Origin of the sequence: Rhizobium sp. BT03, assembly GCF_030053155.1 — a bacterium.
Classification (GTDB): domain Bacteria; phylum Pseudomonadota; class Alphaproteobacteria; order Rhizobiales; family Rhizobiaceae; genus Rhizobium.
In genome coordinates this window covers 4128653-4145802 of the sequence record NZ_CP125640.1, presented here as the reverse complement: position 1 = coordinate 4145802, position 17150 = coordinate 4128653, and the positions used below count along the sequence as shown (strand labels likewise).

15 protein-coding genes are annotated in these 17150 nt (G+C 62.4%); 10 read left to right on the top strand and 5 right to left on the bottom strand.

What is annotated here, in order from left to right:
• Nucleotides 1-239: 239 nt before the first annotated feature.
• The 3 genes from QMO80_RS20135 (at nucleotide 240) to QMO80_RS20125 (ending at nucleotide 3192) form a co-directional block, all read left to right on the top strand.
• Nucleotides 240-1451, top strand: a complete 1212-nt coding sequence (locus QMO80_RS20135) for a pyrophosphate--fructose-6-phosphate 1-phosphotransferase (protein ID WP_283198066.1) — start codon at nucleotides 240-242, stop codon at nucleotides 1449-1451.
• 57 nt (nucleotides 1452-1508) lie between these two features.
• Nucleotides 1509-2144 (top strand): LysE family translocator, encoded by a 636-nt coding sequence (locus QMO80_RS20130; RefSeq protein WP_283198065.1) that lies wholly within the window; start codon nucleotides 1509-1511, stop codon nucleotides 2142-2144.
• Between the two features lie 115 nt (nucleotides 2145-2259).
• The gene (locus QMO80_RS20125; RefSeq protein WP_283198064.1) at nucleotides 2260-3192 is read left to right on the top strand and encodes a lytic transglycosylase domain-containing protein; all 933 of its coding nucleotides are present in this window, start codon (nucleotides 2260-2262) and stop codon (nucleotides 3190-3192) included.
• 39 nt (nucleotides 3193-3231) lie between these two features.
• Here QMO80_RS20125 and QMO80_RS20120 read toward each other — a convergent pair whose 3' ends face one another.
• Entirely contained in the window at nucleotides 3232-4656 is a 1425-nt protein-coding gene (locus tag QMO80_RS20120) for a serine hydrolase (protein ID WP_283198063.1), read from the bottom strand.
• Between the two features lie 191 nt (nucleotides 4657-4847).
• Between QMO80_RS20120 and QMO80_RS20115 the strand changes: the two genes are divergently transcribed.
• The 5 genes from QMO80_RS20115 (at nucleotide 4848) to QMO80_RS20095 (ending at nucleotide 10023) form a co-directional block, all read left to right on the top strand.
• The gene (locus QMO80_RS20115; protein WP_283198062.1) at nucleotides 4848-6092 is read left to right on the top strand and encodes a DUF3419 family protein; all 1245 of its coding nucleotides are present in this window, start codon (nucleotides 4848-4850) and stop codon (nucleotides 6090-6092) included.
• Nucleotides 6089-6763: a class I SAM-dependent methyltransferase gene (locus QMO80_RS20110; RefSeq protein ID WP_283198061.1), complete on the top strand. Its 675-nt coding sequence runs from the start codon at nucleotides 6089-6091 to the stop codon at nucleotides 6761-6763. The genes QMO80_RS20115 and QMO80_RS20110 overlap by 4 nt, the downstream gene beginning before the upstream one ends.
• A gap of 125 nt (nucleotides 6764-6888) precedes the next feature.
• A complete protein-coding gene (locus tag QMO80_RS20105; protein WP_283198060.1) occupies nucleotides 6889-7686 on the top strand; it encodes a GH25 family lysozyme in 798 nt (265 codons plus the stop codon).
• An 81-nt stretch (nucleotides 7687-7767) separates the two neighbouring features.
• On the top strand, nucleotides 7768-8985 hold the full coding sequence (locus tag QMO80_RS20100) for a lytic murein transglycosylase (protein ID WP_283198059.1): 1218 nt from the start codon (nucleotides 7768-7770) through the stop codon (nucleotides 8983-8985).
• Between the two features lie 132 nt (nucleotides 8986-9117).
• On the top strand, nucleotides 9118-10023 hold the full coding sequence (locus QMO80_RS20095; RefSeq protein WP_283198058.1) for a DMT family transporter: 906 nt from the start codon (nucleotides 9118-9120) through the stop codon (nucleotides 10021-10023).
• Nucleotides 10024-10477: 454 nt separating this feature from the next.
• Here QMO80_RS20095 and metF read toward each other — a convergent pair whose 3' ends face one another.
• The 4 genes from metF to QMO80_RS20075 form a co-directional block, all read right to left on the bottom strand.
• Nucleotides 10478-11380, bottom strand: coding sequence for a methylenetetrahydrofolate reductase [NAD(P)H] (gene metF / locus QMO80_RS20090; RefSeq protein WP_003593331.1), 903 nt, complete (start codon nucleotides 11378-11380; stop codon nucleotides 10478-10480).
• Nucleotide 11381: 1 nt separating this feature from the next.
• Nucleotides 11382-12407, bottom strand: a complete 1026-nt coding sequence (locus QMO80_RS20085) for a metalloregulator ArsR/SmtB family transcription factor (protein WP_283198057.1) — start codon at nucleotides 12405-12407, stop codon at nucleotides 11382-11384.
• A 161-nt stretch (nucleotides 12408-12568) separates the two neighbouring features.
• Nucleotides 12569-14218 (bottom strand): energy-dependent translational throttle protein EttA, encoded by a 1650-nt coding sequence (ettA, locus tag QMO80_RS20080; protein WP_283198056.1) that lies wholly within the window; start codon nucleotides 14216-14218, stop codon nucleotides 12569-12571.
• 99 nt (nucleotides 14219-14317) lie between these two features.
• Nucleotides 14318-15058 (bottom strand): ribonuclease, encoded by a 741-nt coding sequence (locus QMO80_RS20075; RefSeq protein WP_283200239.1) that lies wholly within the window; start codon nucleotides 15056-15058, stop codon nucleotides 14318-14320.
• Between the two features lie 159 nt (nucleotides 15059-15217).
• Here QMO80_RS20075 and QMO80_RS20070 point away from each other — a divergent pair, with 159 nt between their 5' ends.
• Nucleotides 15218-16162, top strand: coding sequence for an alpha/beta fold hydrolase (locus tag QMO80_RS20070; protein ID WP_283198055.1), 945 nt, complete (start codon nucleotides 15218-15220; stop codon nucleotides 16160-16162).
• Nucleotides 16163-16179: 17 nt separating this feature from the next.
• Complete coding sequence (locus QMO80_RS20065; RefSeq protein ID WP_283198054.1) at nucleotides 16180-17136, top strand: DMT family transporter; 957 nt, start codon at nucleotides 16180-16182, stop codon at nucleotides 17134-17136.
• Nucleotides 17137-17150 lie beyond the last annotated feature (14 nt).

The following is a 17150-nucleotide window of genomic DNA, read 5'->3' as shown; positions in this document are numbered from 1 at the left end:
AAACGATTATATCAGCTCTTCCGGTCGCCACGCCGCAGAAAGGCGCGTTTTCGTAAATTCTTTACTTTACAGGCTCCTTTCCCTGCCGCATCCATGCGCTCATGCATGTCGCCTGGAAATGTGCAGCGGGTCCGGGATGACGACATGCATGAAAACAATGAGCTAGGCGCGTCGCTTGAATCGAATTCCGAGAGACGCCGATAGCTGACACCGCGCACCGAAACGCCATAGGAGGGATCATGGCCAAGCAGAAAGTCGCAATGCTGACCGCCGGAGGCCTGGCGCCCTGTCTTTCCTCCGCCGTCGGCGGCCTCATCGAACGCTACAGCGACATCGCCCCCGACATCGATATCGTCGCCTACAAGTCCGGCTATCAAGGCGTACTCATCGGCGACAGCATCGAGATCACCCGCGAGATGCGCGAAAAGGCGCCGCTGCTGCATCGTTATGGCGGCTCGCCGATCGGCAACAGCCGCGTCAAGCTCACCAATGCTGCCGATTGCGTCAAGCGCGGCCTGGTCAAGGAAGGCGATAACCCGCTGCGGGTCGCCGCCGAACGCCTCGCCAATGACGGTATCACCATTCTCCACACGATCGGTGGCGACGACACCAACACCACCGCCGCCGACCTTGCCGCCTATCTCGCCGCCAACGGTTACAATCTGACCGTCGTCGGCCTGCCGAAGACTGTTGACAACGACGTCGTGCCGATCCGCCAGTCGCTCGGCGCCTGGACGGCGGCAGAAGTCGGCGCGCATTTCTTCGACAATGTCGGCAACGAACAGACGGCCGCCCCCCGCACCCTCGTCATCCACGAGGTCATGGGCCGCCATTGCGGCTGGCTGACGGCCGCCACCGCCCGCGCCTATCTCCAGCGCACCAGCCGCAACCAGTATGTCGACGGCCTGATGATGGACGCGCATCTGAAGAGCATCGACGCCGTCTACCTGCCCGAGATGGCTTTCGACCTCGACGCCGAGGCCGCCCGCCTGAAGGAGAGCATGGACCGCAACGGCCACGCCACGGTCTTCGTCTCTGAAGGCGCCTGCCTCGACGCCATCGTCGCCGAGCGCGAAGCGGCCGGCGAGACGGTCAAGCGCGACGCCTTCGGCCATGTGAAGATCGACACGATCAATGTCGGCGCCTGGTTCCAGAAGCAGTTCGCCAGCCTGTTGAACGCCGAACGTTCGCTCGTGCAGAAATCGGGCTACTTCGCCCGCTCGGCGCCGGCCAACGGCGACGACCTCCGGCTGATCCAGAGCATGGTCGACCTCGCCGTAGAAAGCGCGCTCAACAAAGTCTCCGGCGTCACCGGGCACGATGAAGCGCAAAACGGTAAATTGCGCACTATAGAATTCCCGCGCATCAAGGGCGGCAAGGCTTTTGACCTTTCGACGGCATGGTTTGCCGAAGTCATGGACAATATAGGCCAGAAATACAAAGAAGCGTGATTGACGGATGGTTAATATGATGTCTTTGCTTGTTCCTGAGGAATAGGAGGAGACACCATGTCGTTTGAAGCCTGGCTCGCTTTTGCGGCCGCATCCGCCATCATGCTGGCCATACCGGGGCCGACGATACTGCTCGTCGTTTCCTATGCGCTCGGTCATGGGCGCAGGACGGCGTTGGCGACGGTGAGTGGTGTGGCGCTTGGTGACTTCACCGCGATGACTGCGTCTCTCTTCGGTCTCGGCGCGGTCCTGGCCGCCTCCGCCACCCTCTTCACCGTCTTGAAGTGGATCGGCGGCGCCTATCTGATCTGGCTGGGAATCAAGCTCTGGCGAGCTCCTGTCATCGGCGAGCCCATCGCCGACAACGACAATCTGCCGGAGGAGAAGTCGCTCAAGATCTTCCTCCACGCCTATGTCGTCACCGCCCTCAATCCTAAGAGCATCGTCTTCTTCGTCGCCTTCGTGCCGCAGTTCCTCAACCCGGCCCTGCCCTTCCTCGGGCAGATGGCGATCATGGAAGCGACCTTCCTCGTGCTGGCGATCCTCAACGCTTCCACTTATGCGTTTCTTGCCCATTCCGCCCGCGGGCTGATTCGCAAGGCGAGCGTCCAGCGCGCCGTAAACCGCACCGGCGGGACTCTGCTGATCGCTGCAGGCGCCGTGACGGCCGGGTATCGCCGTATTGCAGCTTAGAAATATTCCGTGGTTGCCGGAATGTCACGAATAGGTTAATGGGGTCGTCGGATTTAAGCTTTTTAGTAACTTTTATAACGCTGCCGGGGCGGCGCGATTTCACGAAAGTGACGGAATGGTAGCGATCGGATTGTCCGGCCTGAAACGCGGTCTTGTCGTTTCCACGGTGCTCTGCTGCGGTGTGATCACCGGCTGCACGAGCGTCGAATACACCTCTCAGGCCGAACTGACAGCTGCCCAGACCGTGGTGCCGATGCCGAAACCCGGCGAAGACGCAACCCTTGCCGCAATCCCGACAGCCGAAGGCACAGCCGGTCAGGCGGTCGCCGGCGCCACTCTTCCCCAGGCATCTCCTGCCCTGACCGCGACGGCGATGCCGACCGTGACCGCCTCTCAGCCTGCCGATCTCACCATGCAGCCGGCTGCCTATGCGCAAATCCCGCTGACACCCGAGATGACGGCGATCCAGTCCGTGGTGCCGACGCCGCGTCCGGGAGCCTCAGCACAGCCGGCGACCCAGCTTGCCTTTGCCGCGACACCGCAGAACGGCGCGCTTGCGGCACTTGCCGCAGTCGATACGACGCCGCGTGCCAGCATGGACTACGGTTTCGATGAATCCGGGCCGATCGATCCGCCGACGGCGCCGCCGATGTTCAGCGACGACGACAAGGACGATGCGCCGACCGTCGAAAAAAGCTTCGTCACCAAGCTCATTCAGAAATATTCGAAGCTCTACGAAATTCCTGAGACGCTGCTCCACCGCATCGTCCATCGCGAGAGCCGCTACAATCCGAAGGCTTACAACAAGCGCGGCTATTTCGGCCTCATGCAGATCAAGTACAACACGGCTAAATCCATGGGGTATGACGGCGCCCCGGGCGGTCTCTTCGATGCCGAGACCAACATCAAATATGCCGCGAAATATCTGCGCGGCGCCTGGCTCGTCTCCGACAGCAAGGAAGACGATGCCGTGCGCCTCTATGCGCGCGGCTATTATTACGACGCCAAGCGCAAGGGCATGACCGACATCGCCCAGGGCAATTACTGAGACGACCAAGATCGATAACCGCCGAGCGGCACTGCGAGCCTATGGCTGCGGCTGGTTCTGCCGTGGCGACCCGGCCTGCTGTTGCGGGGCTCCCGCTAGCGGCAAGGCCGCCAGGACCGCTTTGAGAAGCGTCTGCGGCTGATAGCCCAGCCAACTCGGCGTCAGCCCGAGCCGGATGACGACCAGATTGGCGGACGGTACGATCGCCATGCTCTGCCCGTCATGCCCCGTCAGCCAGAACGTATCCTCGGGCAGCCCGAATTTTGCATTCGAGCCGCCGGGCGCAAGCCAGGCCTGGCCCTGCGTATAACGGCCGTTCGACGCCGTCGTCGGGGTGCGCATGGCGCCGACGAAACCTTCCGGCAACAGCCGCTGGCCGTTCCAGACGCCGTCCTGCAGCAGGAACTGCCCGAAGCGCGCCCAGTCATGCGCCGTCGCATAGAGGTAGGAGCTTCCGGCAAAGGTGCCGCGCGCATCGAGCTCGAAAACGGCGCTCGTCATGCCGAGCGGCGAAAACAGCGCGTCGTCAGGATAGGAAAAGGCCGCCTGTGCATTGCCGACCCTGTCCATCCAGATGCGTGACAAAAGCACCGCCGTGCCGCTCGAATAGCGGAAACGCTTGCCCGGCTCTGCCTCCATCGGTGCGTTGGCCGGCAGCGATACCATGTCGGGATCGAGATAAAGCATACGCGTCACATCGGCGACATCGCCATAATCCTCGTTGAAGGCAAGGCCGCTCTCCATGCCGAGCAGGTCGGAGACTTTGATCCTGGCGCGCCCGTCGTTCTTCCATTGCGCCAGCAGATTGTCATCGTCGAAGGAGATCTTGCCGTCGAGCATCAGCCGGCCGACAATCGCAGCATTCACCGTCTTCGTCATCGACCAGCCGATCAGCGGCGTCTTCGCCGAGAAGCCGGGACCGTAGGCCTCAGTGACGATGCGGCCATTGCGCACCACGACGATCGCCCGCATGGCCGGGCCGGCAACTCTCTCATCGGCAAGCAGCGCGGCGATCTTCCCGTCCGGCCGATCGCCGGCGCTCTCACCCTCCGGCCACAGAGCCTCGTTCACCTCCGCCCTGGCCGGCGCATCGAAAGGCACCGCCTTCGCCGCCGCCTCGAAATTGCCGTCCGGCACGCTCGTGCAGCCGAAAGCACCGCGATAGAGCGCATAACTCGGCGCAAACAGTCCCATGAAGCGGGCCGTCACACGGTCGCTGTCGCGGTCGACGCCGACGCGCACCAGCCGGAGCAGCGGATTTCCGGGCGCCTGGACATCGTCATGGAGCACCTCATCGGCCTCCCGGCCTGATATGAAGACGTTGGAGCAGACGATCTTGGCGGCATAGCCGTCGCCGACACGCAGCAGTTCCGGCGGCTGGACGAAGAGCCAACCGGCGACGGCGATGACGGCGAGCACGACAAGGAGAGCAAGCGCCTTCAGGATACGCAGGACAAATCGCATGGCATTCCTCCATGCCGGGAGAGAAGCAGGAATCGCACGCGCCGGAAAGAGGCGGCCGCGAAAAAGAGCCGCCCTCGCGATCACTTTACCAGGAGGGCGATCTTCCCGGCGAGCGGCGCCCCACAGCCCACGTCATCAAACTGTAGCAGTGGCGCGCTACACGCCCTGAACGCTAAAAAGGTGACAGACTCATGTCAGAATTTGCACCGGATGCCGGCTTCCGCAAGAACCGGAAACTCAAGGACGCCCTTCTCCGCCACAAGGCTTTTTCAAAGGACGGTTTTTCCGAGCGTCTCTTCGGCCTTCTCTTTTCCGGCCTCGTCTATCCGCAGATCTGGGAGGATCCGGATCTCGACATGCAGGCGATGGAGCTGAAGCCGAACCACCGCATCGTCACCATCGGCTCCGGCGGCTGCAACATGCTCGCCTATCTCTCCAAGGCGCCGGCCTCGATCGACGTCGTCGATCTCAACCCGCACCATATCGCGCTGAACCGCCTGAAACTTGCCGCCTTCAAGCATCTGCCGGGTCATGCCGATCTCGTCCGCTTCCTGGCAATGCCGAACGAGAAGTCGAACAGCCGCGCCTACGACCGGCATCTCGCCGCCAAGCTCGACGAGGCGACCCGCAGCTATTGGAACGGCCGCAAGTTCGGACGCCGCCGCGTCACCGTCTTCGACCGCAACATCTACGAAACCGGCCTGCTCGGCCGTTTCATCGGCGCGGCCCATCTTCTTGCCCGCCTGCATGGCGTCAAGCTGCGCGAGATGACCAAGACCCGCTCGATCCGCGAGCAGCGCCAGTTCTTCGACGACCAGATCGCGCCGCTGTTCGAAAAGCCGGTGGTGCGCTGGATCACCGGCCGCAAGAGCTCGCTCTTCGGCCTCGGCATTCCGCCGCAGCAATATGACGAGCTCGCAAGCCTCGCCGCCGATCATTCGATCGCGCCGGTGCTGAAGCACCGCCTGGAAAAGCTCGCCTGTCATTTCCCGATGCGCGACAATTATTTCGCCTGGCAGGCCTTCGGCCGCCGCTACGGCACTGAAGAGGAAGGCCCGCTGCCGACCTATCTGAAGTCGGAGCACTACGAGGTGATCCGCGCCAATGTCGACCGCGTCAACGTCCATCATGCAAGCTTCACCGAGCTTCTGGCCCGCGAGCCGGCCGCCTCGCGCGACCGTTACATCCTGCTCGACGCGCAGGACTGGATGACGGATGAACAGCTGAACGACGTCTGGCGGGAAATCACCCGCACGGCGCGCGACGGCGCCCGGGTGATCTTCCGCACCGCCGCCGAAAAGAGCATCATCGAAGGCCGCCTGTCTCCCTCGATCCGCGACCAGTGGGATTACTTCGAGGAGAAGTCGCGGGAGCTGACGGCGCTCGATCGCTCGGCGATCTATGGCGGTTTCCACATCTACGGGAAGAAGGCGTGAGCAAGGCCGGCACCGAGACGGCAGGAGAGAGCGGCGAACATGCCAGCCTGATGGATGGCATGTATCGCTACCAGCGCCATATCTACGACCTGACACGCAAATATTATCTTCTCGGCCGCGACAACACGATCCGCAATCTCGACGTGCCCGAGGGCGGCGCGCTGCTCGAAGTCGGCTGCGGCACCGGCCGCAACATGGCCTTTGCCCATCGGCGTTTCCCGACCGCCAAGCTGTTCGGCCTCGACATTTCCCAGGAAATGCTGATCTCGGCGCGCAAGACCTTCGCCACCAAGGCGACGATCCCGGAATTCCGCGTCGCCGACGCCACGGCCTTCACGCCGCGCGAATTCGGCGTCAGCGGCTTCGACCGCATCCTGATTTCCTATGCCCTGTCGATGATCCCGGACTGGGAGCGCGCCGTAGATGCATCGATCGCCGCACTCAATCCCGGCGGCCAGCTGCACATCGTCGACTTCGGCCAGCAGGAAGGCCTGCCCGGCTGGTTCCGCCGCATGCTGCAGTCATGGCTTGCAAAATTCCACGTCACCCCGCGCTCTGATCTGCGCGAGGTCCTGGAAGCGCAAGCCCATGAAAATAACGCGAGATTGGTGTTCGATACCGTCGGTGGCGGCTATGCTTGGCGGGCGGCCATTATCAGCAAGCGCTCATAATTCGCTTGAAACTAACCGATTTTTTACGTTGATATGGTGAAAAGAGGGTTATCCTCTGCCGACTCGTCTTTTTCGAAGGTCAGGCTGTGGGGCAAAAAGATCATTCGAGTTACGACGGGACGCCCATGCGCCGGCTTTTGTTTTGCGTTTTGCCCCTGGCCATTCTCCTGGCAGGCTGCTCCTCTTCTGGCCACGACTATCTCGAAACAGCATCGATCAAGCCGAAGACGCGCTTCAAGGATACCGATCCGCAGGACTTCGGCCCGAAGCATCCGCAGCAGAACGCGGTCCACGGCATCGACATCTCCAAATGGCAGGGCGATATCGATTGGGGCACGGTGAAGAATTCCGGCGTCGCCTTCGCCTTCATCAAGGCGACGGAAGGCAAGGACCGGGTCGATCCGCGCTTCGACGAATACTGGCGCGAGGCCCGCGCCGCCGGTATCCCGCACGCGCCCTATCATTTCTATTATTTCTGCTCTTCAGCCGATCAGCAGGCCGACTGGTTCATCCGCAACGTGCCGAAGGAGGCCATGCGCCTGCCGCCGGTGCTCGACGTCGAATGGAACGCCGAATCGAAGACCTGCCGCTATCGTCCCGATCCGGAAACAGTGCGCGCCGAGATGCAACGTTTCATGGACCGGCTGGAGGCCTATTACGGCAAGCGCCCGATCATCTACACCTCGGTCGATTTCCACCGCGACAATCTCGCCGGCTATTTCCAGGATTATCATTTCTGGGTCCGTTCGGTGGCAAAACACCCCGAGGTCACCTATTCCGACCGCCGCTGGGCCTTCTGGCAATATACCTCGACCGGCGTCATTCCCGGCATCAGCGGCCCGACCGATATCAATGTCTTTGCCGGCAGTGCAAAGAACTGGAACAATTGGGTCGCCGCCGTTTCCAAGGATAGAAATTCTTAGTAACGTCTTCTGATGTTTCTTGCTTCCGTCACATTCCTCTGTGAAAGCGACGGCAATCTGTTTGATATAAGGACCGCATCCATGCACCGCTCGCTCGCAAGCCGCTCTGCACTCGCCCTTCTGTTTGCCCTCGCCATCGCCGGCGGCGCGGCCGCCCAGCAGGCGCCGGACGCAGCCCCGGCCGCGCCCTGCGGCGGCGATCTCTCCGCCTTCCTCGAAGGCGTCAAGAAGGATGCTGTTGCCGCCGGCGCAAGTGCGGCAGCCGCCGACGCCGCCCTTGCCGGCGCCGAGATCGACGCCAAGGTTCTGAGCCGGGATCGCGCCCAGGGCGTCTTCAAGCAAACCTTCCTCGAATTCTCCCAGCGCACCGTCAGCCAGGCCCGCCTCGACATCGGCCGCCAGAAGATGAAGCAATATGCCGACGTCTTTGCCCGCGCCGAGCAGGAATTCGGCGTTCCCGCCGGCGTCATCACCGCCTTCTGGGCGATGGAAACCGATTTCGGCGCCGTCCAGGGCGATTTCAACACCCGCAACGCCCTGGTGACGCTGTCGCATGACTGCCGCCGTCCGGAGCTCTTCCGCCCGCAGCTGATCGCCCTCATCGAGATGGTCCAGCACGGCGATCTCGACCCCGCCACCAATACCGGCGCCTGGGCCGGCGAGATCGGCCAGGTGCAGATGCTGCCGCGCGACATCATCGCCTACGGCATGGACGGCGACGGCGACGGTCATGTCCGCCTGAAGCAGAGCGGCCCGGACGCCATCCTGACGGCGGCGAAGTTCATCCAGCATCTCGGCTTCGAGCGCGGCCAGCCCTGGCTGCAGGAAGTCACCCTGCCCGATAACCTGCCCTGGGAGAAATCCGGCCTCGGCGGCACGATGAAGGCGGGCGAATGGTTCGCCCTCGGCGTCAAGCCGCGCGACGGCAATACCGCCTTCGGCGACCTGGAAGGCGACCTGGTGCTGCCACAGGGCCGCATGGGACCGGCCTTCATCGCCTACCCGAATTTCAAGATCTATCTCGAATGGAACAAGTCGTTCATCTACACGACTTCGGCCGCTTATTTCGGGACGCGGCTTTCCGGCGCCCCGACCTATCTCAAGGGCGTGCCGGAACAGGGGCTCGCCAACGACCAGATGAAGACGCTGCAGACCAAGCTGCAGTCGCTCGGCCATGATGTCGGCGAGATCGACGGCATCCTCGGCTCCGGCACCCGTGTCGCGATCCAGAAAGAACAGCAGCGCCTCGGCATGCCGGCAGACGGCTGGGCGACGCCTGCCCTTCTCAACGCTCTCTGATCGCCGCCAGCACCTCACCGTCACCCGCTTCGCAAGAAACGGGTGGCGCGGTCTGCCGTCTGCGCTAAGCATGAGCCCTGAAAGCTGGTGCCGGCTTTTGGCAACCGAGCGGCTTACGGTGGAGGAACCGGTATGGACAGCAGAATGAATGCCTGGACCTGGGCCCTGCTGCTCCTGCTCGGCCTGATCTGGGGAGGCTCCTTCTTCTTTGCCCGCATTGCCGTCCAGCACGTGCCGCCGCTGACCCTGGTCTTCCTCCGGCTGCTGCTCGCCGCGCTGGCGCTGCACGTCTATATCGCCGGCCGCTTCGACGTCTATTCGATCCTCAAGGTCCGCTGGCGCGAATTCCTGATCCTCGGTCTGATCAACAATGCTCTGCCGCATGCGTTGATCTTTTTCGGCCAGACCCGTATCGGCGCCGGCCTTGCCGCGATCCTGAACGCGACGACGCCGATCTGGACCGTGCTGATTGCCAACTACTTCACATCCGATGAGAAGCTGTCTTCGGCAAAGATCGCCGGCTGCCTCGTCGGCCTCGCCGGAACGATCGTGCTGATCGGCCCCGGCCTGGCGGCCGGCGGTGAAGCGCCGCTCTGGGCTCTGCTGCTTCCCGTACTTGCCGCCGTCTCCTATGGCTTTGCCGCCACCTACGGCAAGCGGTTCAAGGATGTTCCGGCACCGGTCACAGCGGCCGGCCAGTTGACGGCATCCTCGCTGATAACTCTGCCGCTGTCGCTGCTGGCCGATCGTCCCTGGACGCTCCCGATGCCGCCGGTCGATATTCTCGTCGCCGTGCTGGCGCTGGCGCTGGTATCGACCGCCTTCGCCTATATCCTCTATTTCCGGATCATGGCGGCGGCAGGTGCCACCAACGCCTCGCTCGTCACCCTGCTGGTGCCCCCGAGCGCCATCCTTCTCGGCGTGCTTTTCCTGGGCGAAAGGCTGACACCCGGCGAATTCGCCGGCATGGCGCTGATCGGTTTCGGCCTCGTCATTCTCGACGGCCGCGCCTATCGCCTGCTGGTGAAGACCACCTGATATCGGTTGCGAATTCCACGTATTTTCAACCAGTTGGCCATTCGCCATGTTTTCGGCGCATAGGTAAACCGGCCATCGCCGAATTTAACGGCACGTTAAAATCTGTGAACAAAAAATTATCGAATATAATCGATTAGTTTCAACGGCTTGCCGAGAGGCCCCTCGACTTATCCGTCGAATCCTTCTGCAGCGCAGCATAGAATCCGCTTTCCAACCGACATATTTCAGACATATTATTGGCCGGTTAACGCGAGGAGACAGACATGGGACTCACGCAATCCTTGAATGTTCTGTTGGTCAGTGCAGCGTTTGCTTTCGTCTTGTCCATGCTCTTCATCTGAGCTGGCCGACGAAAACGGAATGACTGGTAGTACCTGAACTCCCCTGATCAATCCGCCAATGAAAAAGCGCATGTCCCGCCCGACATGCGCTTTTTCACCTTTTCAAGTATAGATCAGGCGGCCGCGCCCGCACTTTTTGCCGCCCGGCGGGAAAAGCCGAGATTGTCGAGCACGGCGGAAACCAGCGGCGCGCGGTTCATCGTGTAGAGATGGAACTCATTGATGCCGCGCCGGACGAGATCCTCGATCTGTTCGGCGGCGACATCGGCTGCAACCTTCGCCCGCTCCTCGGGCTTGTCGTCGAAGCCGGCGAAGCGCTCATCGAGAAAGGCCGGGATGATCGTGCCGCAGGCGCCGGCGAAACGCTTCAACTGCGTCAGGTTCTGGATCGGCATGATACCGGGCACGACGGGGATCGAGACCCCGGCAGCGCGCACCTTCTCCAGGTAGCGCTCGAAATTGTCGTTGTCGAAGAAGAACTGTGTCAGCGCCCGGTCGGCGCCGTTATCGGCCTTGCGCTTCAGCATGTCGATATCGGCGGCCGTGTCACGGCTTTCCGGGTGCTTTTCCGGATAGGCGGAAACCGAAATCTCGAAATCACCGACCGCCTTGAGGCCGGCCACCAGCTCGGCCGCATTGGCATAACCGCCGGGATGCGGCTGGTAGGGCGCGCCGGCGCCGCCGGGCGCATCGCCGCGCAGCGCCACGAAATGCGTGACGCCGACTTTGCGGAACGTCTCGATCATCTGGTGCGTCTCTTCCTTCGTCGCACCGACGCAGGTCAGGTGCGAAGCGGTGGCGAGCGGCGTCTGCGACAGGAAACGCGTGACGGCGGTCAGCGTCGGCGCCTTGGTGGTGCCGCCGGCGCCATAGGTCACCGAGACGAAATCCGGGTCCCAGTCCTGCAGCTTGCTGACCGTATCCCAGAGCTGACCTTCCATCTCCTCCGATTTCGGCGGGAAGAATTCGAAGGAGATCCCGATGTTGCGGCCGCGTGCCTCGTTATTCAAAGCCATGTCATACTCTCCCGGCAAATGTAGGTTCGGCGCCTTCGCTTAGTTTCGAAGCCATCAGGCGCCTCGGATCGCGCGCGAGCCAGACGGTGACCGTCAACCCCTGCCCGCTTTGCTGACCCGGATGAAGATCGACGACCTGCTCGACGTCGAGCCCGGCCCTGTGCAGCCAGTCGGATATCGCCTGGTGCGAGAAACCGAGACGGACATGCGCATGCTCGTCGCGAAGATATTCGAGCGCGTGCGGCGCAAGATCGATGACCACGAGCCGGCCGCCCGGCCGCAGCATGCGCGCCGCTTCCGTGATCGCAATCTCTGGCTGGTCGAAGAAATGCAGCACCTGATGGATCGTCACCAGGTCGAAATCCTGGCCCTCGAACGGCAGGTTCAGGATATCGGCGTGGCGCACGGTGGCTTTGGTGATGCGGGACTTGTCGAGATTGGCGCGCGCCACGCTCAGCATGTCGCGGCTGGCATCGACACCGATCGCCCGGCGGTAAAGCCCGGAAAGAAGCTCGAGGATGCGGCCGGTGCCGGTGCCGAGGTCGAGCAGCGAATCGATCGGCTGGCTGCCGAGCAGCCGGATGACGGCGGCATCGACCTCTTCGTCGGCCGCGTGCAGGCGGCGAAGCTCGTCCCACTCAGCCGCGTTGCGGCTGAAATAGGCCTGTGCCCGCTCGGCCCTCTGGCGCTTGACCTGCGACAGCCGCTCGCCGTCGCGAAGCACGGTCGGATCGTTCTCGGAGACATGCTTCAGCAATGCCCGCACCAGCATCGCCGCCTTGCCGTCCTGCTTGAGGCGGAAATAGGCCCAGGCGCCTTCCTGGTAGCGTTCGATCAGTTCGGCCTCGCCGAGCAGCTTCAGGTGGCGGGATATGCGGGGCTGGGATTGACCGAGAATTTCGGTAAGATCGGTCACCGTCAGATCGCCGCCGTCGAGAAGCGCCAGAAGACGCAGACGCGTGGGCTCGCCGGCCGCCTTCATGACGTCCACCAGCGCATCCAGTCCAAGCTTCAAGGGTTCGCTCATCTTCGATCCAATCAAGATATAAAGATATCTTTATGTGATTTGGATGACGGTGACAAGCGGCAATTCGCACGCGAGCGAAATTGCCTGCTCAAATTGCGACAGGGCAAACGTAAAAAACCCCGGTAGGAACCGGGGTTTCTCGACGGCAGAAACGGCGGCGATCAGCGTGTCAGGCGCTTATGGGCCTGGCTGCCCGGGTTGAGGGCATCGGGGCCAAGACGGCGGACCTTGTCCTGCTCATAATCCTCGAAGTTGCCTTCGAACCATTCGACATGGCCTTCGCCTTCGAAAGCCAGGATGTGCGTCGCCAGGCGGTCGAGGAACATGCGATCGTGGCTGATGATGATGGCGCATCCGGCAAACGCCTCAAGCGCGCTTTCGAGCGCACCCAGGGTTTCCGTATCGAGGTCGTTGGTCGGTTCGTCGAGCAGCAGAACGTTGCCGCCGGCCTTTAGCATCTTGGCAAGGTGAACGCGGTTGCGCTGGCCGCCCGAGAGGTTGCCGACCTTCTGCTGCTGATCGCCGCCCTTGAAGTTGAAGGCGCCGCAATAGGCGCGGGAGTTCATGTCGAACTTGCCGAGCTTGATGACTTCGGCGCCGCCCGAGATTTCCTCCCAGACGGTCTTGCTGCCGTCCAGCGCATCGCGGCTCTGGTCGACATAACCGAGATGGACGGTCTCACCGATACGAATCGATCCCGCGTCCGGCTTTTCCTGGCCGGTGATCATGCGGAACAGCGTCGTCTTACCGGCGCCGTTCGGGCCGATGATACCGACGATGCCGCCCGGCGGCAGCTTGATCGACAGGTCGTTGATCAGCGTGCGGCCCTCGAAGCCCTTGGTGATGCCTTCCATCTCGATCACCACCTGGCCGAGGCGCTCGCTGACCGGGATGATGATCTGGGCGTCGCCGGGACGCTGCTTTTCGGCCGCCTCCACCAGCTGTTCGTAGGACTTGATACGCGCCTTGGATTTGGCCTGACGGGCCTTCGGGCTGGAGGCGATCCATTCCTGCTCGCGGCTGATCGCCTTCTGTCGGCCGGCCTCTTCCCGGTTTTCCTGCTGCATGCGCTTGGCCTTGGCGAGCAGGTAGGCCGAGTAATTGCCTTCGTAGGGAATGCCGCGGCCGCGGTCGAGTTCGAGGATCCAGCCGGTGACGTTATCCAGGAAGTAGCGATCGTGGGTGATCATCATCACGGCACCGGGATAGTCGCGCAGATGCTTTTCGAGCCAGGCGATGGTCTCGGCGTCGAGATGGTTGGTCGGTTCGTCGAGCAGCAGCAGGTCCGGCTGCGAAAGCAGCAGGCGGCAGAGCGCGATACGGCGGCGCTCACCGCCGGAAAGGCTGGTGACATCGGCGTCGCGCGGCGGGCAGCGCAGGGCTTCCATGGCCATCTCGACCTGGCTTTCCAGATCCCAGAGGTTCTGGCTGTCGATGATATCCTGAAGCTTGGCTCCCTCTTCCGCCGTCTCGTCGGAATAGTTCATCATCAACTCATTGTAGCGCTCGAGCACCGCCGTCTTCGAGGCGACGCCCTCCATGACGTTTTCGAACACCGTCTTGTTGGGATCGATGTGCGGCTCCTGTTCGAGATAGCCGACCGTGGCACCCTCGGCGAGCCAGGCTTCGCCGGTATACTCCTTGTCCTGGCCGGCGATGATGCGCAGCACAGTGGATTTACCGGCGCCGTTTGGCCCGAGGATACCGATCTTGGCATCCGGGTAGAAGGAAAGGTGGATGTTCTCCAGGATCTTCTTGTTGCCATAGGCCTTGTTGAGGCCGGACATATGATAGATGAACTGACGTGCCATGCTGCGCTGCTCCGGGCGGGAAACTTCATTTCGTGCCGCTATGTAGGCGAAACAGCGCCTGCGGGCAACGCCGAAACCCGGTTTACGCAGGATTTCCGGTCAGAAGCCCGCAGCGTCGACGACGCCCTCGTCGCAGCCGAACGTCGTTTTTCCCGCGCCCTGGATCAGATCGCCAAGCCCGGTGCCTTTCGCCGACGCCGCCCCGGCGGCCTCCGAAAGCCCGATCGTCAATCCGCTGATCATCTTGACATTGCCGGCCCGCCGGCAGCTCATCTTGACGCGGTCGCCGGCACCCGGCCCAAAACTCTTGTCGAAAGCCGCCTTGATCGCCTCGGCCTTAACAGGCTTGCCGATATTGGCGGCAAAGAGATCGCGCACGGCCGAGGTGTTGAGCGCGCCGACGAGATGCACGCCGACACCGAAATAATCTTCGGCGCTCATTTTCGTGCAGGTGCCGTGCTTGACCCATTCATGCCGTTCCAGGCCGGATTGCGTGCCGGGCATCGCCTTTGCCAGCGCCGCCTGCGTCTCGGCCGAAAGCGTGACCGCCGGCAATGTGCTCCACTTGCCATCCTTGTCGGCGGCCTTCTGCTCGGCGCTCACGCCGCAATAGTTCTGTCGCATCGGCCAAAGCCCGTGCAACGAAAAATTCGTCGCGTCGGGGCGCTCACCGGTCTGGCTCGCACATTCGGCCTTCTTCTGGTTTGTCTGGCAAAAGGCCGGCTGCCAGCTTGCCGACAGAATAAAGCGGGTTGCCCCACTGCCCTCCTGCGCGAACGCGCCGCCGGCAAGAACCATCGATACGGCGAACGCCGCGCTACGCAACTGCATGCTGCTCATTTCAACCCCCAAAAAAGAACAATACAGGAACAAATAAGCACGAAGATTAAAAGCCCGCAACCCTGAATCGCAGCAGGAACGCAATTTGTTATCGGATAAGTCGGGAACCGATGTTGCTTTTGGGCGGCGATCTGGTCTGTTGCGGCAGGGAGGATCCAGATGTTTTCTGAAACGCAAAGGCTCGCCGCGCCGGGGGTGTCGCTCGCCTATCACCATGCCGAGGCCGCCGGCCCGGCACGCGGCATCCTGTTGATATCGCACGGTCTCGCCGAACATTCGAAGCGCTATCGCGCTTTTGCCGAGGCGATGGCGGCGCGCGGCTATCACGTCTACGCCCATGATCACCGCGGCCACGGCGAGACGACGGCGCCCGACGCGCCGATCGGCCGCTTCGCCCGGCGGGACGGCGTCGAAAAAGTGATCGGCGACGTCCTTGCCATGCGCGCCCACGCGGCCATGCGCCATCCCGGCCTGCCGGTGATCCTCTTCGGCCATTCGATGGGGGGCCTGATCGCCCTCAATGCCGCGGTCACGGCGCCTTCCGATTTCGACGCCGTCGCCGTCTGGAATTCGAATTTTGCCGTCGGCCTCGCCGGCCGCGCCGCCCAGGCGATCCTGCTTGCCGAACGCATGCTGAAGGGCTCCGACGTGCCGAGCGGCCTGCTGCCGAAACTCACCTTCGCCGCCTGGGGCAAATCGATCCCCGCCCACCGCACCGAGTTCGACTGGCTGTCGCGCCGTCCCGATGAAGTCGACAAATATATCGCCGATCCGCTCTGCGGCTTCGACGCCTCGGTCTCGCTCTGGCTCGATGTCTTCGAACTGACGTTTCGCGCGCCGCAGAAGCTCCATCTGGATCGGCTGCCCCTCGACCTGCCGATCCACCTTGTCGGCGGCGGAGAAGACCCGGCGACGGAGCGCGGAAAAGCCGTGCTCTGGCTGTCAAACCATTTGAAAGCCTGCGGCTTCTCTCGTATCAGCACTGAGATATATCAGGACATGCGGCACGAAACGCTGAACGAGATCGGCGCGGATGCTGCAACCGCCGCCTTCGCGGACTGGTGCGACGAGGCCGTCGCCAGATTCCAAACGGCAAGATCCTGAACCAGAGAGATTCCATCATGAGCAGCACCTCCGCCCGCCCCGTTTCCTCAGCCTCCGAGGTAACAACAGGGCTCGCGCTGATGTTCCTTTCGGTGATGTTCTCGCCGCTGATCGATATCTTTGCCAAGCTCGCCGTCGTCACCGTCCCCTCCGCCGAGGTCACGGCCGGCCGCTTCGCCGTGCAGGCGCTGTGCATGCTGCCGATCGTGATATGGCGGCGCAGCTTTGCCGGTTTCTCCTGGCGCCAGAGCCTGTTCCATGCCATCCGCGGCTTGATCATCACCGTCTCGATGATCTCTTTCGTCACCACGCTGAAATACATGGCAGTCGCCGACGCGATTGCCATCTTCTTTGTCGAGCCGATCATGGTGACGATCCTCGGCGGCGTTTTCCTCAAGGAGACGATCGGCTGGCGGCGTTATACCGCCTGCGGCGTCGGCTTCTTCGGGGCGATGCTGATCATTCAGCCGAGTTTTCAGGAGGTCGGCTATATCGCCCTTCTGCCCGTCCTCAGCGCCCTCTGCATCGCGACCTTCGTGCTGATGACCCGCGTCCTGTCGCACCGGGAGGATCCCTGGGCGATGCAGTTCCAGATGGGCATCTGGGGCCTCCTCTTCTGCACCATCCTGCTTTTTGCAGGCGAAGGAAGCGGTTCCGATCTCTTCGATCCCGTCATGCCCGAAGGCAGCGCCTGGTTCTACGTCGCCGGCGTCGGCGCCATGGCCGCAATTGCAGGCATCTTCGGCGTCTATGCCTTTCGCGCCGCACCCGCCTCGACGCTGGCGCCGCTGCAATATTTCGAAATCGTCTCGGCGACGATCTTTGCCTGGCTGGTTTTCGGCGACTTTCCGGATGCGGTCAAATGGCTCGGCATCGCCATCATCATGGCATCGGGCTTGTACATCCTCTGGCGCGAGCGCCGCTTTGCTTCAAAGCCTGTATCCGATACATCTGAGGCGACGCTGGCGCCGTAAGAACCGACGAGGGA